The 22,673-nt window shown below is 67.4% G+C and carries 18 protein-coding genes; 9 read left to right on the top strand and 9 right to left on the bottom strand.

What is annotated here, in order from left to right; all coding sequences use genetic code 11:
- Nucleotides 1–36 precede the first annotated feature (36 nt).
- The 6 genes from CR156_RS19660 to CR156_RS19635 all read right to left on the bottom strand — a co-directional run bounded on the left by CR156_RS19660 (nucleotide 37) and on the right by CR156_RS19635 (nucleotide 5,760).
- Nucleotides 37–435 carry a hypothetical protein gene (locus CR156_RS19660; protein WP_100554247.1) on the bottom strand — a complete coding sequence of 133 codons (399 nt, stop codon included), beginning with the start codon at nucleotides 433–435 and terminating at the stop codon, nucleotides 37–39.
- A gap of 137 nt (nucleotides 436–572) precedes the next feature.
- Nucleotides 573–2,612, bottom strand: a complete 2,040-nt coding sequence (locus CR156_RS19655) for an FUSC family protein (RefSeq protein WP_100554246.1) — start codon at nucleotides 2,610–2,612, stop codon at nucleotides 573–575.
- A 3-nt stretch (nucleotides 2,613–2,615) separates the two neighbouring features.
- The gene (locus tag CR156_RS19650) at nucleotides 2,616–4,076 is read right to left on the bottom strand and encodes an efflux transporter outer membrane subunit (RefSeq protein ID WP_100554245.1); all 1,461 of its coding nucleotides are present in this window, start codon (nucleotides 4,074–4,076) and stop codon (nucleotides 2,616–2,618) included.
- On the bottom strand, nucleotides 4,073–4,990 hold the full coding sequence (locus tag CR156_RS19645) for an efflux RND transporter periplasmic adaptor subunit (protein WP_165781026.1): 918 nt from the start codon (nucleotides 4,988–4,990) through the stop codon (nucleotides 4,073–4,075). Before CR156_RS19645 ends, CR156_RS19650 begins: the two co-directional genes overlap by 4 nt.
- Nucleotides 4,987–5,196 carry a DUF1656 domain-containing protein gene (locus CR156_RS19640; RefSeq protein WP_025875651.1) on the bottom strand — a complete coding sequence of 70 codons (210 nt, stop codon included), beginning with the start codon at nucleotides 5,194–5,196 and terminating at the stop codon, nucleotides 4,987–4,989. The genes CR156_RS19645 and CR156_RS19640 overlap by 4 nt, the downstream gene beginning before the upstream one ends.
- A 108-nt stretch (nucleotides 5,197–5,304) precedes the next feature.
- Nucleotides 5,305–5,760: a MarR family winged helix-turn-helix transcriptional regulator gene (locus tag CR156_RS19635; protein ID WP_089241977.1), complete on the bottom strand. Its 456-nt coding sequence runs from the start codon at nucleotides 5,758–5,760 to the stop codon at nucleotides 5,305–5,307.
- A 593-nt stretch (nucleotides 5,761–6,353) separates the two neighbouring features.
- Between CR156_RS19635 and folE the strand changes: the two genes are divergently transcribed.
- From folE to CR156_RS19615, 4 genes are all read left to right on the top strand, one after another.
- Entirely contained in the window at nucleotides 6,354–6,965 is a 612-nt protein-coding gene (folE, locus tag CR156_RS19630; protein ID WP_089241981.1) for a GTP cyclohydrolase I FolE, read from the top strand.
- 109 nt (nucleotides 6,966–7,074) lie between these two features.
- Nucleotides 7,075–8,544 carry a DUF3375 domain-containing protein gene (locus CR156_RS19625; protein WP_100554243.1) on the top strand — a complete coding sequence of 490 codons (1,470 nt, stop codon included), beginning with the start codon at nucleotides 7,075–7,077 and terminating at the stop codon, nucleotides 8,542–8,544.
- Nucleotides 8,531–9,232 (top strand): DUF4194 domain-containing protein, encoded by a 702-nt coding sequence (locus CR156_RS19620; RefSeq protein ID WP_100554242.1) that lies wholly within the window; start codon nucleotides 8,531–8,533, stop codon nucleotides 9,230–9,232. Before CR156_RS19625 ends, CR156_RS19620 begins: the two co-directional genes overlap by 14 nt.
- A gap of 16 nt (nucleotides 9,233–9,248) precedes the next feature.
- Nucleotides 9,249–12,629, top strand: coding sequence for an ATP-binding protein (locus CR156_RS19615; RefSeq protein ID WP_100554241.1), 3,381 nt, complete (start codon nucleotides 9,249–9,251; stop codon nucleotides 12,627–12,629).
- A gap of 229 nt (nucleotides 12,630–12,858) precedes the next feature.
- Here the strand turns inward: CR156_RS19615 and CR156_RS19610 are convergent, their stop codons facing one another.
- Nucleotides 12,859–13,638 carry a sulfite exporter TauE/SafE family protein gene (locus CR156_RS19610; protein ID WP_100554240.1) on the bottom strand — a complete coding sequence of 260 codons (780 nt, stop codon included), beginning with the start codon at nucleotides 13,636–13,638 and terminating at the stop codon, nucleotides 12,859–12,861.
- 72 nt (nucleotides 13,639–13,710) lie between these two features.
- Here CR156_RS19610 and CR156_RS19605 point away from each other — a divergent pair, with 72 nt between their 5' ends.
- Nucleotides 13,711–14,103: a YchJ family metal-binding protein gene (locus CR156_RS19605; RefSeq protein WP_100554239.1), complete on the top strand. Its 393-nt coding sequence runs from the start codon at nucleotides 13,711–13,713 to the stop codon at nucleotides 14,101–14,103.
- Here the strand turns inward: CR156_RS19605 and CR156_RS19600 are convergent.
- On the bottom strand, nucleotides 14,085–15,386 hold the full coding sequence (locus tag CR156_RS19600) for a GGDEF domain-containing protein (protein ID WP_100554506.1): 1,302 nt from the start codon (nucleotides 15,384–15,386) through the stop codon (nucleotides 14,085–14,087). The genes CR156_RS19605 and CR156_RS19600 overlap by 19 nt on opposite strands.
- A gap of 178 nt (nucleotides 15,387–15,564) precedes the next feature.
- On the opposite strand from CR156_RS19600, the gene egtB reads away from it, so the two are divergent.
- The 4 genes from egtB (at nucleotide 15,565) to CR156_RS19580 (ending at nucleotide 20,900) form a co-directional block, all read left to right on the top strand.
- Nucleotides 15,565–16,836, top strand: a complete 1,272-nt coding sequence (gene egtB, locus CR156_RS19595; protein WP_100554505.1) for an ergothioneine biosynthesis protein EgtB — start codon at nucleotides 15,565–15,567, stop codon at nucleotides 16,834–16,836.
- Nucleotides 16,833–17,810: an L-histidine N(alpha)-methyltransferase gene (egtD, locus tag CR156_RS19590; RefSeq protein ID WP_100554238.1), complete on the top strand. Its 978-nt coding sequence runs from the start codon at nucleotides 16,833–16,835 to the stop codon at nucleotides 17,808–17,810. The genes egtB and egtD overlap by 4 nt, the downstream gene beginning before the upstream one ends.
- A 95-nt stretch (nucleotides 17,811–17,905) precedes the next feature.
- Entirely contained in the window at nucleotides 17,906–20,083 is a 2,178-nt protein-coding gene (locus tag CR156_RS23450; RefSeq protein WP_457852737.1) for a lytic murein transglycosylase, read from the top strand.
- Nucleotides 20,084–20,114: 31 nt separating this feature from the next.
- Entirely contained in the window at nucleotides 20,115–20,900 is a 786-nt protein-coding gene (locus CR156_RS19580; RefSeq protein WP_100554237.1) for a DUF2628 domain-containing protein, read from the top strand.
- A 5-nt stretch (nucleotides 20,901–20,905) separates the two neighbouring features.
- Here CR156_RS19580 and CR156_RS19575 read toward each other — a convergent pair whose 3' ends face one another.
- On the bottom strand, nucleotides 20,906–22,093 hold the full coding sequence (locus CR156_RS19575; RefSeq protein WP_100554503.1) for a benzoate/H(+) symporter BenE family transporter: 1,188 nt from the start codon (nucleotides 22,091–22,093) through the stop codon (nucleotides 20,906–20,908).
- Nucleotides 22,094–22,673 lie beyond the last annotated feature (580 nt).

Raw genomic sequence — 22,673 nt, 5'->3', positions numbered from 1 at the left:
ATTCGGCAGGTGCAGGGCGCAGACCTGCCGCCAAACCTACTCCGGCATCAACACCAGCCCATCCGGATACACGATCGCCGCTTCATCAGCACTCACATCGAAGAACCCCACGCCGTGCTTCTCGGCCAGGTCCTGCACCAGCCCATGCGCGCGCTCGGCCACCGAATACGCGAACGCGCCATAGATCACGTCGCGGCCGATGCTGTACTCGGTCACTTCGGCGCGATCATCATCGTCGTTGCTCAACGGGCCGTTCATCGGCGGAAATTCCTGTGCCATCTCCGCAAACCACGCCTGCAACGCCGGGCTGCTGACCGCCGGGTCGTCATACTCGTGGCGCTCGCCCCACTGCGCCTGCTTCTCGAACCAGGCGATGAAGGCCGCCGCGTCACGCGGGGCCACGCTGGCCTCGAACACCATCATGTCGTAACTCATTGGAGCGTCCTGTTGTCTGGGTGAAAAGCCGCCGGGCATGGCCCGGCGCTACCGGAGGATAAGGGGTGCGCCGGGGCATGCCCGGCGATTCGTATCAGGCGGACAGGGTAGCGCCGGGCCATGCCCGGCGGATCGCATCAGACGGACGGCGCTGCGGCGTCCGCCAACCCCAGCGCCAGCGCCTTCGCTTCCGGGAACAGTGCAAACCGCAGGCCGACCAGGCCCATCAGCGCCTCATCGCGGGCCTTGCACGCCGCCACGCTGCCGACCCGCCCCAAGGACGTGTCCAGCCGCTCGCGCAGCGCCTCGGCAGCGGCGATCGGTTTGCGCGCGGCGATCTGCCGACGGTAGTGCGCGGCCACTTCCTCCAGGATGTGCTCGACGGCCTCGCGGCTGCGCTCGGGCAGTTCCAGTCGTGCGCGGCGCAGCTGCAGGATGTTCAGGCCGATGCGGGCTTCGTTGAGCATGTCCACCGAGGCGATGTCGCTGCCTTCCGGGGTCGCTGCCAGGCGCGGTGCCAGCAGGCCGAGCAGATCCAGCATGCGTGCGGCGAAGCGCTGGCGATCCTGCTGGCCGCGGCCTTCGGCGGCTTCGGCCAGGGTGGTCCAGCCCTGCCGTACCAGCCGGCGCGCGGTCCATTCGGCACCCACCGAGCGGAACAACCGCGTCATCACCACGGCAAAACCAATGCCGATGAACATCGCGATCGACGAGTTGGCGAAGGTCTGGACGTTGGCACTGTAGGTGTTCTGCAGGCTCAGCAGTGCCGCCAGGTTGACCGTCAGCGGCAGCGCGAACAGCGCGCTCTTCGGGTGGTGCAGCAGCAGGCCCAACGGCAGGAACACCACCGCCAGCACCAGCGCCAGCAGCCCGAAGTCGTGCACGGCGGGGAACACACCAAACAGGTACACACCGGCCACCAGTGACGCCACCATCGCCCACACCAGGAAAGAGACCATGCTCGGCGCCGGGTCATCCTGTGCAGCAAAGAACGCGGCGGTCACCGCGGCCATCATCGCGCCGTTGCCACCGCCCTCCCAGCCCAGGCCGATCCACAGCACGCAGTAGCTCATCAGCGCCACGCCGGCACTGAGCGCGGAGAACAGCGCCATGCCGTAGTCGACGTGCTTGTCGGTGGCGGTGCGTTCGGTGCGGATGCGGTAGTGCGCACGGTCCAGTGGCGCGGTGCCCTGGTCGATCGCGTGCTGCAGGGTGCGGCAGTCCTGCCACAGGTCCACCAGCTCTTCCAGGCGCAGCAGCAGGCTGGCCAGCTGCAGGTGCTGCAGGTCGCGGTCCACCTGTGGCTTCAGCGCACTGATGCGTGCGCGCAGGCGCGCGTAGTCGCTGGCACTGGACGGCGTGTCGATCCAGTCGTGGATGTCATCGACCAGCGTCGGCAGGCCCTCGGGCAGTGTCTCTCCATCGCTGCGCAGCGCGCTCAGGCGGTCTGCGATCGAGGACAGCACCGGCAACAGCAGCAGCATGCGCTCGCGCAGGCGCTCCATCGACACCGCCGACCCGGCATGGCGTGGATCATCGCGGCGCAGGAACTCGATCAGCGCTTCGAACTGCACCAGGTCGGCGGCCAACCGGTTGCGCGGCGCATGCGCACGGCCGCGCTCGAGGATCTGCCGGCACCACTGCGCCGCGTCCTCCATCCAGTTGCCGATGCGCGCGCCCAGCATCGGCCGCACCGAGGCCGGGAACAGCAGCGAAGCAAACAGCACCGCCACCACCGTGCCGAGGATGATCTCCTCGCTGCGTGCCACCACCGTGTCGAAGATGGTTTCCGGCGAGGTCACCGCCGGGAAGCCGATGAAGGCGGTGGTGTAGCCGGCCAGCAGGAACGCGTAGCCGCGCGGCCCACGGTTGAGCAGGGCCATGAACAGGCAGCCGGCCAGCCAGATCGACATCGCCGCACTCAGCACCAGGGGTGTTTCCACCAGCGCGGGCAGCATCAGCAGGGTGGCCAGGCCGGCGGCCAGGGTGCCGAGGATGCGGTACACGCCCTTGGCCCGGGTCGGGCCCAGCAGCGGCTGGCTGACGATGTACACCGTGCCCATCGCCCAGTACGGGCGCGACAGGTTGCCGGCCATGGCGATGTACAGCGCGACGATCGCTGCCAGGTAGGTCTTGATCGAAAACAGCCAGGCCTGGCGGTCGGTCAGCGCGTTCATGGCTTACTTCGCTGCGGTCGGGGTGCCGGCTGCGGCGACGGTTGCCTGCCAGCCACCACCCAGCACCAGGAACAGATGGATCTGGTCACGCGAGACCTGCGCTTCGGCCGCGGCCAGGGTGGCATCGCTGGTGGCCAGGCTGCGGTCGGCATCCAGGCTGGACAGGTACGGCGTGCGGCCGCCCTGGTACAGCCTGCGGTTCTGCTCGGCGGCCAGCGCAGCCTGCTCCTGCGCAATGCGCAGCGCCTGCAGCCGGCGTAGGTCCTGCGCATAACGATCCAGCGCGGTCTGGGTTTCGCGCAGCGCCTGCAGCACCGTGTGGTCGAACTCGGCCAGCGCCGCATCGGCACCGGCTTCGGCGGCGTGGATGCGGGCGTGGGTACCCGAGGACGGCAGCGTCCACGAAATCAGCGGGCCGATCGACCACTGCTGGGTCATCGGCGTGCCGAAGTCCTCCAGCAGGCCCGCAGCGCCCACCGAGGCACCCAGGCGGATGTCCGGATACAGCTCGGCGGTGGCCACACCAATCCGTGCCGTGGCCGAGGCCAGCTTGCGTTCGGCCTGGCGCACGTCCGGGCGGCGCTGCAGCAGCGCACGGCCATCACCGACCGGCAATGGCTGCGCCAGGGTCGGCGCATCGGCGCAGTCGATCACCCCGGCCGGCAGCTGGCCGGGGGTCTGCCCGAGCAGGGCGGCCAGCGAATAGGCGGCCGCCGAACGCTGCGCCTGCAGCGGAGGCAATGCCGCTTCCAGCAGCGCGACCTGGGCATTGGCGCGGGCCAGCTCCGGCGGCGTGCCGCGGCCTGCGCTGATCAACCGCTGGGTGACCGAGCGGCTGCGCTGCTGCAGCTGCAGCGAGTGCTCGGCCACATGCAGCTCATGGTTGGCGTGGCAGATCTCCAGGTAGCTGTCGGCCACCTCGGCCACCACACTCACCTGGGCCAGGTCACGTGCGGCGGCCACCGACTGTTCGTCGGCGCGCGCCGCTTCGGCACCGCGCTTGAGCTTGCCGAACAGGTCGAACTGGTAGCTGACCGCGAACTTGCCGTCGGCCAGGTTGATCACTGGCAGTTCGTGTTCCTGCAGGAACGATTCGGCCGACAACTGTGCGCGGCTGACCCCGGCCTCGGCCTCGTACTCGAAGCCACCGGCATCCATCGCCTGCTCGTACACGGCAGCGGCGCGGCGCAGGTGCGCATCGGCGGCCTTCAGTTCGACGTTGTCGCGCAGCGCCTGGGTAATCAGCCCATCCAGCACCGGGTCGTTGTACAGCGACCACCAGCGTGCCGGCAGCGCCTGGTTGGCGGCCACCTGCGGGTTCTGCGTGTCGATGAAGGCCGCATTGGCCTGCGGCCGCTTGAACGCCGAGCCCTCGGGCAGCGCGTAATCCGGGCCGACGGTCCTGCACGCGGCCAGGCTGGCCAGGGCGACGATCAGGCCAAGGCGGGGCAGGGCGGCGTTCACAGGCCCGCCTGTGTCGGCGCAGCGCCGGCCTTCTTGTTCTGCACGTGGCGGCCGGTGTCCACGGTCACCGTGGCGGTGCGCCCGGCGATCAGTTCCACGCCGGCAGGCACCTCGTCGATGGCGATGCGCACCGGAATGCGCTGCGCCAGCCGCACCCAGTCGAAGGCCGGGGTCACGTTCGGCAGCAGGGTGCTGCCGTTGCTGCGGTAGCGATCTTCGATGCCGGCGGCGATGCTTTCGACATGGCCGTGCAGGGGGGTGTCCTCGCCCATCAGGCGGATGTCCACACGCTGCCCCGGGGCCACGCCGCGCAGGCGGGTTTCCTCGAAGTAGCCATCAATGCGGAACGAACCGGTATCCAGCAGCGCCAGCACCGGCTTGCCGGCCACCACGTAATCGCCCACGCGCATGGTGCGGTCGTTGACCCGGCCATCAGCCGGCGCGCGCACTTCGGTGCGGGCCAGGTTGAGTTCGGCCAGGTCAACCGCGGCCTGCGCAGTGGCCAGTGCGGCCTGCGCAGCCTGCAGCTTGGCCCGGCGCACTTCGGCATCCTCGGCGGCGACCAGATCCTGCAGGCTGCGGTCGCGGCCGATCTCGCGGCGCAGCTGCGCGACCGATGCCTGCCGTTCGGCCAGGCTGGCGCGGCTCTGTTCCAGCGCGATGCGGTAGCGCGCCCGATCGATCACGAACAGCAGGTCGCCCTTCTTCACCGCCTGGTTGTCGGCCACCTGCACCGTTTCGACCAGGCCGGACACATCCGGCGCCACCTGCACCACATCGGCGCCGACGTGCGCATCGCGCGTCCACGGCTCATCCATGTAGTAGACCCACAGCTGGCGCAGCACCAGCAGGGCGACGATCACGGCTGCGCAGGTGAGCAGCACCGGCAGGGTCTTCTTCACGATCTTGTTCACGATTGCATCCAACGCAGGAGGTGGAACAGCAGGCCCAGCACGATCCCGTACAAGGCCAGGTTGAACAGCGCCGGGTGCCATACGTGGCGATAGGCGCCGGCACGCTGCAGCAGCGCGTGCAGGCCGCTGTTGACCAGATAGGCCAACACCATCAACCCGAGCAGGGTCGGGACGAACACTCCGTGGAGACTGAATTCACCGGGCATCGGTAGGGGCAGGGGCGGTATGGGGAAGGGGAGGCGGAACAGAACAACGGCAACGGGCAAAAGCCGCTGGCGCATGCACGGCAGCGGCGGTTTTCACGGACAGCGGGCTTACGTGATGCGGTCGGCAGCCTCGGCGAGCAGGCGCCACGCCTTCAATACGGCGTGCAGTTCATCCGTGGAAAGCTCGCCGAACACGTCCTGGCGCAGGCCGATCAACTGATCTTCCAGTTCGCGAACCAACGCCTGGCCTTCCTCGGTCAGCCACAGCAGGTTGGCGCGGCGGTCGCTGGCATCGCATTCGCGGCGGACCAGTCCACTGGCGCAGAGCTTGTCCAGCAGGCGCACCAGCGACGGGCCTTCCATGCCCAGCTGCTGGGCCAGCGCGACCTGGCGGATGCCACCGCCGGAGCGGCCGATCATCAACAGCGGCATGGTGCAGGCGGTGGAGATGCCGTAGCTGCCCAACCGGCTGTCGGCCAGGCGCTGCCACTGCCGCCCTGCGTACAGCAGGCCGGAGCTGAGCTGCATCTGCAGCACGGTGCGCTCGTCGAGGGGTCGGTCCATAAGTAATAGATAGGATACTACTAATTTCATTCCTATCAACAGGTTTTGCTGAATGGGTGGGGTGTAGTGAGGAAAGCGTTGCGCCTGCTGGGTGTCGGCTCGGGCGGCGGAGGGCCGGGCGGGGCAGGGCACGCCGCAAGTACGTCCCTGTAAGCTCGATCGGCGCATCCATGCGCCTCACGGCCCTGCCCCGCCCGGCCCTCCGCCGCCCACCCATCACCCCGCGAGCGCGGAGGGTTGGCTCTAAAGGCAGAAGCAGTGCGGACCAAGGTCCGCACCCACCAAAGCTGCAACCCGCGCAGTCTCCGCAGCCATGAACCCAGCTTTTGACCCCCGCTTTCGGGCGGTCCGGCCGCGCCCGCAGGAAACCGTCGGAGAGGCGGAGGGGCAGGCAGGGCAGGACCGTCCACGGCATGGATGCCGTGGCCGAGCCCCCATGGATGGGTTCACGGCGTGTCCTGCCCTGCCTGCCCTTCCGCCTCTCGCTCAGCAGCAACGAGGCGCTGCAATAGACCCCCGATGAACCGTCCCCAGAGGACGACCCACCCCCCGGTCGGGTACGATGCTCGCCCCCCGTTCGGGCGCTGTATGCAATGAGCAAGAACAACGAAAAGGCCGCCCCGCAGGGCGATGTGACCCAGGTCCAGGCCGAGGATGCCGTGCGCACCCTGCTGCGCTGGGCCGGTGAGGACCCCACCCGCGAAGGCCTGCTGGATACCCCGCGCCGCGTGGCTGAAGCCTATGGCGACTGGTTCAGCGGCTACCGCGACGACCCGCGCGCCTACATGGAGCGCACCTTCGAGGAAGTGGCCGGCTACGACGAACTGATCGTCCTGCGCGACATCGAATACGAAAGCCACTGCGAGCACCACATGGCGCCGATCATCGGCCGCGTGCACGTCGGCTACCTGCCGGCCGGCAAGGTGGTGGGCATCAGCAAGCTGGCCCGTGTGGTCGAAGCCTACGCCCGCCGCTTCCAGGTGCAGGAAAAGATGACCGCGCAGATCGCCCAGTGCATCCAGGATGTGCTGCAGCCGGTCGGTGTCGGCGTCGTCGTCGAAGGCGCCCATGAGTGCATGACCACCCGCGGCATCCACAAGCGTGGCGTCAGCATGGTCACCTCGAAGATGCTGGGCAGCTTCCGCGAAGACGCCCGCACCCGCGCCGAGTTCCTGCGCTTCATCGAAGTGGGCGGCAAGCGCTGAGCGCCGTCGCCTCCCGGTGGCGGCCCCGCGTGGCCGCCGCTTTCGCCGTGCCTGCGCCGCGCCTGCGCGCGCGCGCTGGCCGCCGCGCCCTTCGGACCGATCTCGCTGCATGAAGCACCGCGAACGCATCACCCGTTACCGCCACCTGCGCGAACAGCCGCAATGGAAGCTGCTCGCCGCCGACCACGCACCGGAAATCATCGGCCTGCTGCAGGGCCTGCTGATGGACGGCGATCGCACGTTGCCTGCATCGGTCCTCAACGAGCGCCTGCAGCGCGCGCTGGACCAGCTCAACGGTGACGAGCTGTCGCGCGAGCTGCCGCGGACCGCGCAGGCCTACGTTGCCCATTGGTTGGCGCAGGGCTGGCTGGAACGCCGGCTGCCCGAAGGCGCCGACCAGGAGCAGTACGAGCTCTCGACCCAGGCGCTGCAGGCGATCCGCTTCGCCGACAGCATGGAGCAGGCCCGCGTGGCCGCCACCGAGAGCCGTCTGGCACTGGTGATCGAACAGCTGTCGCAGCTGGCCGCGCAGACCGAGGCCGATCCGGACGCACGCCTGTCCGCACTGCGCGACGAGCGTGACCGCATCGATGCCGAGATCGCCCGTGTCGGCGCCGGCCGTGTGACCGCGCTGGACGGCAAGCGCGCGCTGGAACGTACGCGGCAGATCATCGGCCTGGCCGACGAACTGACCGAAGACTTCCGCCGCGTGCGCGACGACTTCGAACAGCTCAACCGTGATTTCCGCGAACGCATCATCGATGACGAGGGCGAGCGCGGCGACGTGCTGTCCAAACTCTTTGAAGGCGTGGACGTGATCGGTGAGAGCGACGCGGGCCGTAGTTTCCAGGCCTTCTGGCGTCTGCTCAATGACGCCGAACAGAGTGCCCAGCTCGATGCTGCGCTGGAGACGCTGCTGGCCCGCGGCTTCGCCCGTCGGCTGGATCGCAACGAGCGCAATTTCCTGCGCGGCTTCACCAGCACCATGCTCGAGCGCGGTGGCCAGGTGCATGACGTGCTGCAGAACTTCGCGCGCAGCCTGCGCGGTTTCGTGCAGAGCCGTGGTTACCTGGAACAGCGCCGCCTCAACCAGCTGTTGAAGCAGGCGCAGTCCGAAGCGCTGGCATTGCGCGATGACTTCCCGGCGCAGCGCGCCATCGGCCGCGACCTGCAGCTGACCACCAGCCGCCTGCGCTCGTGGTCGCAGTGGAAGCTGCACGACCCGCGCAGCGCCCAGGTCGATGGCAACGTCGAATACAACGATGCGGCCAGCATCAGCCTGGAAAGCGTGGGCGACCTGGTGGCGTCCTCGGAAATCGATTTCCGCACCCTGCGCCGCGACCTGCACGACCTGCTCGACAGGCAGCCGAAACTCAGCATCGCCCAGGCCCTGTCGCAGCGCGAAGCGCCGCAGGGGCTGGGCAGTGTCATCGGCTACCTCTCGCTGGGCACGCGCTTTGGCAGCGTGATCGTCGGCGAACAGGAGCTTGCCGAATGGCGTGGTGGCGACGGCCAGATCCGTCGCGCCCGCATCCCGCTGGTTTGGTTTACCCAGGAGAGACGCCATGAGCTGGCATGAAGACCCCATCGACGCACCGCATGCCGACCTGGCCGAAGACGCTTACGAGGCCGAGCCGGTGACGACCGTGGCACAGCCCAAGCGTGGCAACGACGTCTACTACATGGGCGATACCGGCCGCCTGCCGCTGGATGCGCGCCGCGCGCTGTGCCAGCTGCTGATCGGCCCCAGCATCGACCAGCTGCGCCACGCCAAACTGTGGCCGGCACTGATCCGCAGCGAAGCCGGCATCCGTTCGGCGCTGTCGGACCTGTTCCTGGAACTGGTGCTCGACCGTGACAGTGGCGTGGCGTTCACCCGCCAGGCCGATACCGAGGACGTCGATGCACCGGTACTGCTGCGCACGTCGCCGTTGACCTTCATCGATTCGGTGCTGTTGCTGTACCTGCGCCAGCAGCTGGGCGAAGCCGATGCACGCGGCAACCGCGCCGTGGTCGCCGACGCCGAAATGGCCGAAGCGCTGGCCATCTACGAGAAGAACCTGTCCACCGACCGCGCCGGCTTCAATCGGCGCGTCGCCTCGGCGGTGCAGAAGATGAAGGACAACCACATCCTGACCCGTCTCGGCGGCCAGGAAGACCGCCACGAAGTCTCGCCGGCGTTGAAGCTGCTGTTCTCCGCCGAAGACGTATCCCAGCTTTCGGCGGTCTACCGCCAGCTGCGCGAAACCCCGGCCGCTGAAGCCTGAGAGACCCGAGCACCGCATGGCCATTTCCAAGCACACTCCCGCCCTGTTCAATGACGGCCTGCCCGACCCGCGCCTGCAGCAGTTCCGCATGCGCCGCCTGCAGGTGCACAACTGGGGCACCTTCAACGGCCTGACCGAAGTGCCGATCGCCGAGCGCGGCTTCCTGTTCGTCGGCCGCTCCGGCTCGGGCAAGTCGACCCTGCTCGATGCCATGTCCGCACTGCTGACGCCGCCGGCCATCGTCGACTTCAACGCCGCTGCGCGTGAAGCCGAACGCAGCGGCCGCGACCGCAACCTTGTCTCCTACGTGCGCGGCGCATGGGCCGATCAGCAGGACAGTGGCACCGGTGAAATCGCCACCCAGTACCTACGCAAGGGCGCAACCTGGACCGCGCTGGTGCTGGAGTACCGCGCTGGTGATGGCCGCGTGGTCAGCCTGGTGCGCCTGCTGTGGATCGCCGGCAGCAGCACCTCCGCCGGTGACGTGCGCAAGCACTACATGATCGCCGAGCGCCCGTTCGACATCGCCAAGGACCTCGGCGGTTTCGACCTGGATCTGCGCAAGCTCAAGCAGAAGCTGGCCGACGTCCATCACTTCGATACGTTCTCCGGCTATGCCGAACGTTTCCGCCACCTGCTCGGTATCGACAACGAGATGGCGCTGCGGCTGCTGCACAAGACGCAGTCCGCGAAGAACCTCGGAGACCTGAACGTCTTCCTGCGCGACTTCATGCTCGACACGCCGAAGACCTTCGACGCTGCCGAACGACTGGTCAGCGATTTCGCCGAACTCGATGGCGCGCACCAGGCCGTGGTCACGGCGCGGCGTCAGGTCGAAACCCTGCAGCCGGCGCGCGAACATTACGGCGACCTGCAGGCGATGAGCCGCCGGCGTGGCGACGACGAAGCGCTCAAGCTCGGTATCGACAGCTTCCGCGAAAGCCGCCGCCAGTTGTTGATCGAAGCGCGCCTGCGCGAGATGGACACGCGCGATCGTGGCCTGCTGGGTGAAGAATCGCAGCGCCGTGCGGCGCTGGACAACCACACCGAACGCCTGGCCGAGCTGGAACTGCAGCGCCGCCAGCAGGGCGGTGAGCGCATCGAGGAACTGGAACGCGAGCAGGGTCGCGCCGAAGCCGAACGCGACCGCCGCTTGGCCAAGCAGGCGCAGGCACACGACGCCGCACAGAAACTGCAGGCCGCGTTGCCCGACGACGCGCATGGCTTCGCCGAGCTGGTCGAGCAGGCGCAGTCCGAACTGGAAGACCGCCAGCGCGCTTCGAGCGCTCTGGACGACGCCATCAGCGAACGGCTGGGCGGCAAGCGCGACGACGAGCGGCGCTTCTCCGACGTGCGTGGCGAACTGGAGGCGATGCAGCGCACGCCCTCCAGCATTCCTGCGCCGATGCAGAAGCTGCGCGCGCGCCTGGCCGAAGAAACCGGTATCTCCGAAGCGGCCTTGCCGTTCGTCGGCGAACTGATCCAGGTCCGCTCGGAAGAGCAGAGCTGGCAGGGCGCGATCGAGCGTGTGCTCGGTGGCTTCGCGCAATCGCTGCTGGTCGACGACAAGCACTACAACGACGTCGCCGAATGGGTGAACCGCACCCACCTGGGCATGCGTTTCACTTACTACCGCGTGCGTCGCAATGATGATGCGTTCGCCCGCGAACCGTCCGCGAAGTCGCTGCTGCACAAGCTGGAACTGCGCGACCACGTGTTCGAAAGCTGGCTGCGCCGCGAGCTGGGCAAGCGCTTCGACTACGAATGCGTGGATGCCAAGCAGCTGCGCAACGTCGACCGCGGCATCACCCGCGAAGGCCAGGTCAAGCATCCGGGCGACCGCTTCGAGAAGGACGATCGCAGTGCGGTGAATGATCGCCGCCGCTGGCTGCTGGGTTTCAGCAACCGCGACAAGCTCGCCGTCTTCGAGAAGGAAGCCCAGGAGCTGGCCGCCCGTATCGCCAGTTGCGATACCGACATCGCGCGCCTGCGCAGCCAGCGTGACCGCGACAACGAACGTCGCCTGGCCTGCCACCAGCTGGTTGGTATCAGCTGGAATGAAATCGACGTCGCCGCGCCGCAGCAGCGCCTGGCCGACATCGAGGCCAGCCTGCATGCGCTGCGCGAAGGCAATGCCGACCTGGCCAGGATCGCCCAGCAGATCGACGCCACCCGCGCCGATATCGAGCAGGCCCGCCGCACTTACGAAGACACCCGCGTCGAGCGCGGCCAGCTGGTGCGCGAACGCGACCGCCTGGACCGGGCCCGCCAGCAGAGCCGTGCACTGGTATTGCCGGCACTGGCCGAAGACCAGGAAGCCGGCCTGGCCGAGCGCCTGCAGGAGCAGGGCCCGCTCAGCCTGGAAACGCTGGAAGCGCACATGCGCCAGGTTAGCAACGCGCTGAACGAACAGCTGTCGTCTTCGCAGCAGGACGTCAACCGCGTCGAGAACCTGCTGCTGGGCTGCTTCCGTCGCTTCATCCAGCAGTGGCCGGAAGAATCGGGCGACTTCACCGTGTCGGTGGCCTCGGCCGAGGATTTCCTCGCCCGCCTCGAACGTCTTGAACGCGATGGCCTGCCGCAGCACGAAGAACGCTTCTTCGACCTGCTGCAGAACCAGAGCAAGAACAACCTGCTGGCGCTGCAGCGGCACAGTGCCGAGGCCCGCAAGTCGATCGGCCAGCGCCTGGATGAAGTCAACGCCAGCCTCGAGCAGGTGCCCTTCAACCGCGGCACCCTGCTGACCATCGAGCTGAACGACCGGCGCCTGCCGGAAGTGCAGGAGTTCCACCTGCAGCTGCGCGAGGTGTTGTCGCAGCAGCAGACCGAGCAGCGCGACGTCGCCGAAACGCAGTTCACCGTCCTGCGCCAGCTGGTCAACCGCCTGGGCTCGCAGGAAGGCGAAGACAAGCGTTGGCGCGAGATTGTGCTCGACGTGCGCCTGCACGTGGAGTTCATCGGCGTGGAACTGGATGTGGAAACGCGCCAGCAGGTCGAGATCTACCGCAGTGGCGCCGGCAAGTCCGGCGGTCAGCGGCAGAAGCTGGCCACCACCTGCCTGGCGGCGGCGCTGCGCTACCAGCTCGGCGGTGCCGACAGCCAGCTGCCCAGCTATGCCGCGGTCGTGCTCGACGAAGCCTTCGACAAGGCCGACAACGAGTTCACCGCGCTGGCGATGAACATCTTCGACAACTTCGGTTTCCAGATGGTGGTCGCCACCCCGCTGAAATCGGTGATGACGCTGGAGCCGTTCATCGGTGGCGCCTGCTTCGTCGAGATCAGCGGTCGCCACGATTCGGGCGTCCTGCTCATCGAGTACGACGAAGAAGGCAAGCGCCTGAAGCTGCCGGAGCGCAGCCGCCAGCAGGCCGACGAACCGGAAGAAGCCGAAGCCTGATCGCCTCGACCGCCAATCCCCAGTAGAGCCGAGCCATGCTCGGCTGCACTTCGCGACCGGAAACAGCGTGCCAACCAAGGTTGGCACCTACCGGGTCATGAATCCCGATAGTGGTAGTGCCGGCCGCTGGCCGGCAATCCCCTGTAGAGCCGAGCCATGCTCGGCTGCTCTTCGCGACCGGAAACAGCGTGCCAACCAAGGCTGGCACCTACCAGGTCATGACGCTCATTCACGAACTACGGAACGTATCCCATGCCATCCGCGCGATCAGCACCACCACCAGGCCCACGAACAGCTTGCGGATGAACGGCGTGCCGCCCTTCAGCGCCAACCGCGTGCCCACCACCGAACCGATGATGTTGGCCGCCGCCATCGGCAGCGCGAACAGCCACAGGATGTTGCCGGTCGGCACGAAGAACGAGATCGCCGCCACGTTGGTCGCCAGGTTCACCACCTTCGACGCTGCCGACGCACGCAGGAAGTCCAGTCCGAAGAAGCGCACGAACAGGAAGATCAGGAAGCTGCCGGTGCCGGGCCCGAAGAAGCCATCGTAGAAACCGATTGCCGCACCGATCGCCAGCGCGATCATCAACTCGTTGCGGCCGATCTCGCGGGGCCGGTGCAGTGCGCCGAAGTCTTTCTTCCACAACGTGTAGGCAAGCATCGCCACCAGCAGCACCAGCACCAGTGGCCGCACTGCGTCCTTGGGCAACAGGCTGACCGCCGTAGCGCCAAGGAAGGAGAACACGAAGGCCGTACCGGCGGCGAACAACACCGGCTTCCACGGGAAGCGCACGTTGCGTGCATAACGCCACGCCGCCGCGCCGGTGCCGAACATCGAGCTGAACTTGTTGGTGCCGAACAGCATCGCCGGCGTCTGCTGCGGCAGCACCGTGAACAGGCCCGGCAACTGCACCAGTCCGCCGCCACCCACGGCTGCATCAACCAGGCCGGCAATGAAGGCGATCGCCACCAGCCACCACAACTCAGGAGGAATCATTTCCAGCACGGCGATCGATCGAAGTGAGGGCGCGACAGCATACGCCTGTCACATTGCCCCCGCCCACGCGACAATACCCGCATGAGCCGAACCGCCCCCGATCCCTGTCCCTGTGGCCTGGCCGCCGACTACGCCGCCTGCTGCGGTCGCTTCCATGCCGGCGACGCCGCGCCCGATGCCGAGCGTCTGATGCGCTCGCGTTACAGCGCCTATGTGCGCCATCTGCCGGACTACCTGCGTGCCACCTGGCATCCGGACACCCGCCCCGCAGAACTGTCGCTCGATGATGCCCCCGGCCAGCGCACCCAGTGGCTGGGCCTGACCGTGCAGGATCACCAGGTTACCGGCATCGACAGTGCCGAGGTCCGCTTCACCGCTCGCTACCGCGTCGGTGGCGGCAGCGCGGTGAAAATGACCGAGCACAGCCGCTTCCTGCGGATCGAAGGTCGCTGGTACTACCTCGACGCCGTCTGAGCGTGGCTGCCGCGCACGGCCAGCACCCGCTGTCCGCCATGCGCGCACACGCGGTTGCGGCCTTCCTCCTTGGCCGCATACAGCGCCTGGTCGGCCGCTTTGACCACCCCGGCAGGGCGCGGATCGACCCGGCTGTCGGCCAGGCCGATGCTGACGGTCACCTGCACCACCGCACCGCCACCGCCGCGCCCGCGCTGCTGTTGGCCGAGCGTATCGTCACGGCTGCGGGTAGTGCGGTCGCGCAGCTGCATCCGGCTCTGCTCGATGCCCTGCCGCAGCGCCTCCACCGCGTCCACGCAGGCCGATGCCGGGCGGTCGAGGAAAACCACGGCGAATTCTTCGCCGCCATAACGGAACGCGCGGCCGCCGTCGCCCACCCGCGACAACCGGGAGGCCACCAGTTTCAGCACGTCATCGCCGGTGTCGTGGCCGTGGATGTCGTTGAACTTCTTGAAATGATCGACGTCGATCATCGCGATGCTGTAGGTGCCGGTGGCACGCTTGAGCGTCTCGTTGAACGCACGACGGCCGGGCAGGCCGGTCAGCTCGTCGCCGAATGCCATGTGGAAAGACTCCTGCAGGGTCGCGGCCAGCATCAGCAGCAGCGCCGCCACGCTCAACGCCGGCAGCAGCACCGGCTGCAGGAAGATCCGCGGCAGCATCCACCACAGGCACAGCAGGGCCAGCAGCATCGCCGTATGCAGCGGCCGCGGCTGGCGCCACGCCTGCCATCCCAGCGCAGCGGTGGCCAGCAGGAACAGCATGGCAGGCAGCTGCGCCAACGCGTTCCAGTCGCTCGGTATCCAGGGGAAGTGCCGGTTCGACAGCAGGTCGTGCATGCCTTGTGGCTGCTGTGCGGCCAACAGGATGAAAACCGCCACGGCAACACCGCTGATCGTGGCCCTCAGCAGCAGGTCCTGGCGGCGGCGCCCGCGTTCGGGCCACAACGCATGGATGGCGAACAACAACGGCAGCCAGGTCGAGATCGCATGGAAGCGCAGTGGGGTCAGCGCCGTTACCCGCCCATCGCGCAGGTAGTGCCCCAGATCCTGGTGCAGCACCGCGAAGGCCAGCGCCACCAACAGCAACAGGCACAACGTGCGCACCTGGTTGTACATCAGCGCCAGTCCTGCACCCAGGCAGGCCAGCAACCACGGCAGGATGCGCTGCCCGGCGCGGCCGACATCATCGCTTTCCAGGCTCACCCACAGCACCAGTGCGACCAGCACGGCGGGCAGCACGAACAGATAGTGCACAGGCTGTCGGAGCGGATGATGGGCCACACGGAATTCCAGCGCGGTCACGACGCGGCCGCAGCACTGCCGTTAGCGGCGCAACGGTGCCCTTCTTGAACGGTGCCTTTCTTGAACGGTGCCCTTCTTGAATCCGCGGGCGCCGATGTGAACAGCATGGCACCGGGCCATGACATCGCGCTCACCGGCCGCGGCCGAAGCTGGTTGCATGGACAGCGTACCCGCCGCCGTCGCTGCCCCGCAGCATGACCTCGCCCGCCACTTCACCCATGTGCGGGGGCGCAGCGTGCAGCTGGCCGCACCGCTCAGCCCCGAAGACGCCCTGCTGCAGAGCATGGCCGATGCCAGCCCGGCCAAATGGCACCTGGCCCATACCACCTGGTTCTTCGAACGCTTCGTCCTCGCCAGTCGGCCCGGCTACACACCCTGGGATCCGGCCTGGGACTATCTGTTCAACAGTTATTACAAGAGTCTCGGCCCCGCCCACGCACGGCCACAGCGCGGTCTGCTGTCGCGGCCCTCGCTGCAGCAGGTCCACGCTTACCGCCGGCACGTGGATGAACAGGTGCTGGCACAACTGCGCGACGGCGACCTGGGCAGCGACGCCCTGCAGCATCTGCAGCTGGGGCTGCACCACGAACAGCAGCACCAGGAGCTGCTGCTCACCGACATCAAGCACGCCTTCTGGTGCAATCCGCTGCAGCCGCCGTATCGCGATGACCTGCCCATTGCCGTAAGTGGCCACAGCGCACAGGGCTGGGTCGAACAGGGCGAACGCATCGTCAGTATCGGTGCATCCGCCTGGCCGCAGCACGCAGCATTCGCTTATGACAATGAGTCACCCGTGCATCGCGTGCTGCTGCCCGCGCATGCACTCGCCGAACGTCCGCTCAGCAACGCCGAATACCGCGCCTTCATCGACGCGGGTGGCTACCGCGATCCACGTTGGTGGCTGAGCGAGGGGTGGGCGCTGCGTGAGGCCGAACAGTGGCAGCATCCGCTGTACTGGGATGACGACCTGCTGCGCGAGTTCACCCTGGGAGGCTGGCGCCAGCTCGATCCGCACGCACCGGTCTGTCATCTCAGCTACTACGAAGCCGATGCCTGCGCGCGTTGGGCCGGTGCCCGCCTGCCCACCGAATTCGAATGGGAAGCGGCTGCCGCCACGCAGCCGGTCGAAGGCCACTTCGCCGATGACGACCAGCTGCATCCGCATGCAGGGCAGGGCAGGGGCATCCGCCAGCTGTTCGGCGATGTCTGGGAATGGACCAGCAGCGCCTATGGTGCTTATCCCGGCTTCCGTCCGTTCGCCGGCAACCTCGGCGAATACAACGGCAAATTCATGTGCGGCCAATGGGTGCTGCGCGGTGGCAGCTGTGCCACCCCGCGCGGCCATGTGCGGGCCAGCTACCGCAACTTCTTCATGCCACCGGCGCGTTGGCAGTTCTCAGGCATGCGCCTGGCAAGGGATCTTTCATGAGCACCGTCCAGGACGCGCTGCAGGCGCTGACCGACCTTACCCCCGGCCGCCAGCAGATCCTTGCCGACGCCGTGGCGGGGTTGTCGCACGCCTCACGCCAGTTGCCTTCCAAGTATTTCTACGACGCGCGCGGCTCGCGCTTGTTCGAGCAGATCACCCACACCCGCGAGTACTACCCCACACGCACCGAGCTGGCCCTGCTGGATCGGGTACTGCCGCAGATCGCGCAGGCGGTGGGGCCGCGCGTACATGTGGTGGAACTGGGTAGTGGCAGCGGCCGCAAGACCGCCCGCCTGCTGGCCGCTCTGCAGGATCCGGTGGCCTATACCCCCATCGAGATCTCGCGCACGGCGCTGTTGTCCAGCATCGACCACCTGGCACCGGCGCTGCCGGACGTGGAAATGCTGCCGGTGTGTGCCGACTTCACCCGGCCGGTGCAGGTTCCCGTGCCGGACCGGCCTGCCGCGCGCCGGCTGCTGTTCTTCCCGGGCTCCACGCTGGGCAACTTCGCTGATGAGGACGCGATCGCGCTGCTGCGCGCGATGCGGCAGACGATGGGCAAGGACGGCCTGGCGCTGGTCGGTATCGACCTGCACAAGGACCCGGCACTGATCGAGGCCGCCTACAACGATGCCGACGGCATCACCGCCGCCTTCACCCTGAACCTGCTGGCGCGCCTCAACCGCGAGGTCGGCAGCGATTTCGATCTCGACGGCTTCCGTCACCAGGCCCGTTACAGCACTGCGCGCCTGCGCATCGAAACCGACCTGGTCAGCCAGCGCGAGCAGGACGTCCATCTCGATGGCCGCACCTTCCATTTCAGCGCGGGCGAACCGATCCGCGTGGAGTACAGCCACAAGTACACCGACGCCAGCTTCGGCCATCTGCTGCAGCAGGCAGGGCTGGAGGTGGTGGCGCACTGGAACGCTGACCATCCTGCGTACGGCCTGCGTCTGCTGCGCCCCGCACCATAGCCACCGGTAGTGCCGGCCGCTGGCCGGCAGCAACGGCCAACCTTGCCGCTCCTCCGCGTTACCATGGCTCCAGCACCGGCAACACGGAGTACGCCATGCCCATTCTGACCACGCTCGGCCTCGCCGCCGCGCTTGCCGTGCCAGCGGCGGCCCCGCCGACAGCCGCGGCAACCGCTGATCCCGCGTTCGCCCGCTGCATGGCGGGACTGCAGACGACTGCCGCCAGCCAGGGCATTGCCGCTGACCGTTTCACGGCCATCACCGCCGGACTGCAGCCGGATCCCACCGTGCTGCCGCTGCTCGACGCGCAGCCGGAGTTCACCACACCGATCTGGGACTACCTGGCCGCGCTGGTCGATCGCCAGCGCGTGGACGACGGTCGCGCCATGCTGCAGCAGCACCGCGATCTGCTTCAGCGCGTATCGGCGCAGTACGGCGTCGATCCAGTCACCATCGTCGCCGTATGGGGTGTGGAGAGCGACTACGGGCGCGTGTTCGGCAAGCGTCCGCTGCTGCAGTCGCTGGCCACGCTGTCCTGTGCCGGCCGAAGGCAACCTTTCTTCCGCGGCGAACTGCTGGCGCTGGTCAAGCTCATCGACAAGGGTGACCTGCAGGCACAGGGCCTGACCGGTTCCTGGGCCGGTGCCTTCGGCCACACCCAGTTCATGCCCAGCACCTACGCACGCATTGCCGTTGATGGTGACGGCGATGGCCGCCGCGATCTGGTCGGCAGCATTCCCGATGCATTGGCTTCCACCGCCAACTATCTGAAGCGTGCCGGCTGGCGAACCGGCGAACCCTGGGGCATGGAAGTCCGCGTCCCCACCGGCTTCAACGCCGGCCAGGCCGGCCGCACCCAGCGCCGGGCACTGGCCGACTGGCGCGCATTGGGCGTGACCGGCCTGGACGGCAGCGCGCTGGCGCCGGCCGGCCTGCCCGCCGATGCACGCGCCGCGCTGCTGCTGCCGGCCGGCAACAAGGGCCCGGCGCTGCTGGTGTTCCGCAACTACGACGCGATCTACAGCTACAACGCGGCCGAGAGCTATGCCTTGGCCATCGCCACCCTGGCCGATCGCCTGCGCGGGGGTAATGGACTGGTGACGGCCTGGCCCACCGATGATCCCGGTCTTGGCCGCGACGAGCGCCGCCAGCTGCAGACCCTGCTGCTGGCGCGCGGCCATGACATCGGCGCCGCCGATGGCATGATCGGTACCGCCAGTCGTCGCGCCATCCAGGTCGAGCAGCGCCGGCTCGGTTGGGCCGACGCCGATGGTCGCGCTGGCCAGCGCATTCTGCGCGCGCTGCAGAGCGGACCGCAGGCGAAGGTTCCGGCCACACCCACCCGCTTCAGCCTTCCCACCAACTACAGTGCCGTGCAGTCGCCGGCCATCCGGAGTCGATCCAGCGTGCAACAGATCCAAGGTGTCAGCAGTGGCCAGTTCCAGGGACTCGATGCCTGGCTGGTGGAAACCCCGCAGGCAACCGCCGCGATCAGCGTGTTCGGCGGTCAACTGCTCTCGTTCGTGCCCAAGGGCCAACCCGATGTGATGTGGCTCTCGCCCAAGCGCGCGGCACTGCCTACGCCCATCCGTGGCGGCAGCCCGGTGTGCTGGCCGTACTTCGGCCGCCAGGGGCAGGGCGACGACGTGCCGGCCCATGGCTTCGTGCGCACCTTGCCCTGGGAACTGCAGCAGGCGCGCCGCCTCGACGATGGCAGCATCGAACTGACCCTGGCCCCGCCTGCGTTGGACAATCTCGGCCTGCGTCTGACCATGACCGTCCGTGTCGGCCGTGAACTGCGCCAGCAGCTGGTTACTGAGAACACCGGCAAGGCCCCGGCCACCATCACCCAGGCGCTGCACAACTACTTCCGTGTCGGTGACGCCAGCAAGGTGGACGTCGACGGCGTCGATGGCCTCGACTACCTCGACAAGTTCGAGAACTACGCCCAGTCTCGCCGCCAGCAGGGCCCCTGGTCGCTGCGTGATCCGCGTGATCCGGGCCGCAGCGACCGCATCTATACCCAGGCCGGCGGGCACTATGTGCTGCGCGACCCGGTGCTCAAGCGCCGCATCGACATCCGCACCGAAGGCAGCCGCTCGCTGGTGGCATGGAACCCTGGCGCCGACGCTGCCGCGAAGATGGCCGATGTCGGCGACGGTTGGCGCGACTACGTCTGCCTGGAAGCCGCCAACGCCGGGCCCGATGTGATCACCATCGCTCCCGGCGGTCGCCACACGCTGGTGCAGACGCTGTCCAGCGCATCCCTGTAAACCGCGCAACGCCCACACAGGACGATTTTCAATGCAGGAAGCACAGTGGTACTACGCCCGCAACGGCAAGAGTGAAGGGCCAGTGGACCTGGCTGGCCTGCAGAGGTTGCAGCAGGACGGCGTCATCACCGGCCACACCCTGCTCTGGTGCGAGGGCATGGCTGGCTGGCAGCCGCTGCAGTCGCTGCAGTCGACTGCAGCGCCAGCGTCGGCTGCCGACGGCGTCGCCGATGGCCCGGCAGCACCGCCTGCCAGTGAGATCGCCGTCGCCGCAGCGTCCAGCCATGACCCATACCGCGCACCGACCGCAGCGGCAACGTCCGATGTCATTCCACTGGGCGCCGGACTGACCGGCCAGTTGGGTCTGTATGCAGCCATTGTCGGCGGCAACTTCCCGATCTATCGCAAGCGTTGGCGCCTGGACCAGGGCACCGCGAACGCGGCGGGCACCTGGCACTGGCCGGGGTTCCTGTTTGGCGTGATCTGGATGATGTACCGGAAGATGTACCGCATGGCCGCCATCTGGGTCGGCGTGCTGGTGGCATCCAGCGCGATCGAGGCCTTCATCGAAGTGCCGGATGCCCTGTCGCTGGTGATCAACCTGGGCCTGAGCGTTACCGTGGGTGTCTTCGCCAACAGCTGGTACCTGCAGCATTGCCAGCGGGAGATCGCACGCGCCCAGTCGCTCAGTACGGACAACGAGGCTGCGGTGCGCAGCACGCTGGCAGCACGTGGCGATACCAGCGTGATTGGTGCTGTGATCGCCATCGCCGTGTCCGTCACCCTGGGCATCGTCGGGGCCGTGTTGGCCGGCTGATCCCTTCAGCTGGCCTGCCGCGGCCGCAGCACCCACAGGCAGAGCGTCCCGGCGACCAGGCCCCAGAACGCAGAACCAATACCGGCCAGTGTCATCCCCGAGGCGGTCACCAGGAAGGTGACCAGCGCGGCCTCGCGGTCGCGCTCCACTGCCAATGCACTGGCCAGGCTGTTGCCGATGGTGCCGAACAGGGCGATACCGGCCACGCAGGCCACGAGTTCCTTGGGGAAGGCAGCGAACAGGGCCGCTACGGTGGCCCCGAACAGGCCGATGACGATATAGAAGGCGCCGGCCGCCATCGCCGCCGTGTAGCGCCGTGCCGGATCCTCGTGGGCATCACGGCCCATGCAGATCGCCGCGGTGATGGCTGCCAGGTTCAGTGCGTAGGCGCCGAAGGGTGCCAGCAGCGTGTTGACCACGCCGATCCAGCCGATCACCGGCGACACCGGTGCGTCATAGCCGGAGGCGCGCATCACCGCCACACCGGGGATGTTCTGCGAGGCCATGGTGACCACGAACAGGGGTAGGGCGATACCGACCATCGCCGTCCACGACAGCGAAGGAGTGACCCATTGCGGTACGGCCAGCTGCAGGTGCACCTGTTGTGCATGCAGCAGACCCTGGCTGGCGGCGATGGCGATGCCGACCAGCAGAGTGGCGATCACCGCATAACGGGGGAACAGGCGGCGGCCCAGCAGCCAGGTAGCGAACATGGCCAACGCCAGCACGCGCTGGGTGTTCATTGCCACGAACACGTCCAGGCCGAAGCGCAGCAGCACACCGGCCAGCATGCCCGCGGCCAAGGCCATGGGCACGCGCTTCATCAGCCGGGCGAACACCCCGGAGAAGCCCGCGAGCATGCCCAGCACCGCCGCCAGCAGGAACGCACCGGTGGCTTCAGACAGAGACGCGCCACCGGCACCGACGACCAGCATCGCCGCACCCGGCGTCGACCATGCGGTGATCACCGGGACGCGGTAGCGCAGCGACAGGCCGATGCAGGTCACGCCCATGCCCAGCCCCAGGGCCCACATCCATGAGGCGATGTGCGCCTGGTCGGCACCAACGGCCTGCGCGGCCTGGAACACGATCACCGCCGAACTGGCAAAGCCGACCAGCACGGTGATGAAGCCGGCGACGATCGCCGGCATCGAAAGATCGCGCCACCATCCCTGTCGTTTCTGCGTGTCCATGCTCTTCTCTTCGCTATGCATCGGTGTATTGATAGCGCCTGCGGCGTTGACCGCGCAACGCGCGGGCAACGCCGCGGTGACATATCAGCAGCCGCCATGCAGGGTGCAGGCGCTGTTCTGTCATCTTCCTGAAAAAAAGAGTTGACGAATTCTGCAGGATCTCTAGAATTCGCTCCCTTGCTGCAGCGCGGCGACTTCTTCGGAAGCCACCAACGCGAACAGCGACGCCACCACCGCCGGACGAGATGATCGAACGAAGGTGTTGACGGACTCGAAAAGTCCGGCATAATAGGCGGCTCGCAACGATGAAAGACCCTCGGGTCCAACGACGAAGCGGCATCGGCAACAACGTCCACTTCGGTGAGACGGCCTTGAAAAAAGGTGTTGACGAAGCGGAAAAGCCGGCTATAATGGGCGGCTCGCTACGAAGGAAACTTCGCAGCACACGGGAATGGCGCTGAGGCCACTTCCCAGGATCTTTGAAAGTATGCGCAGGTATCTTGTGAAGGCGCCTGCAGGAAGGATGATTGTCCATCTTGCAGACGTTTGATCAAGCAACTATTAATTGTTTTAAAGCAAG

The organism is Stenotrophomonas lactitubi (assembly GCF_002803515.1).
Lineage (GTDB): Bacteria > Pseudomonadota > Gammaproteobacteria > Xanthomonadales > Xanthomonadaceae > Stenotrophomonas > Stenotrophomonas lactitubi.
Note: the sequence above shows the minus strand (reverse complement) of the source record. Positions and strands in the feature narration are given on the sequence as shown.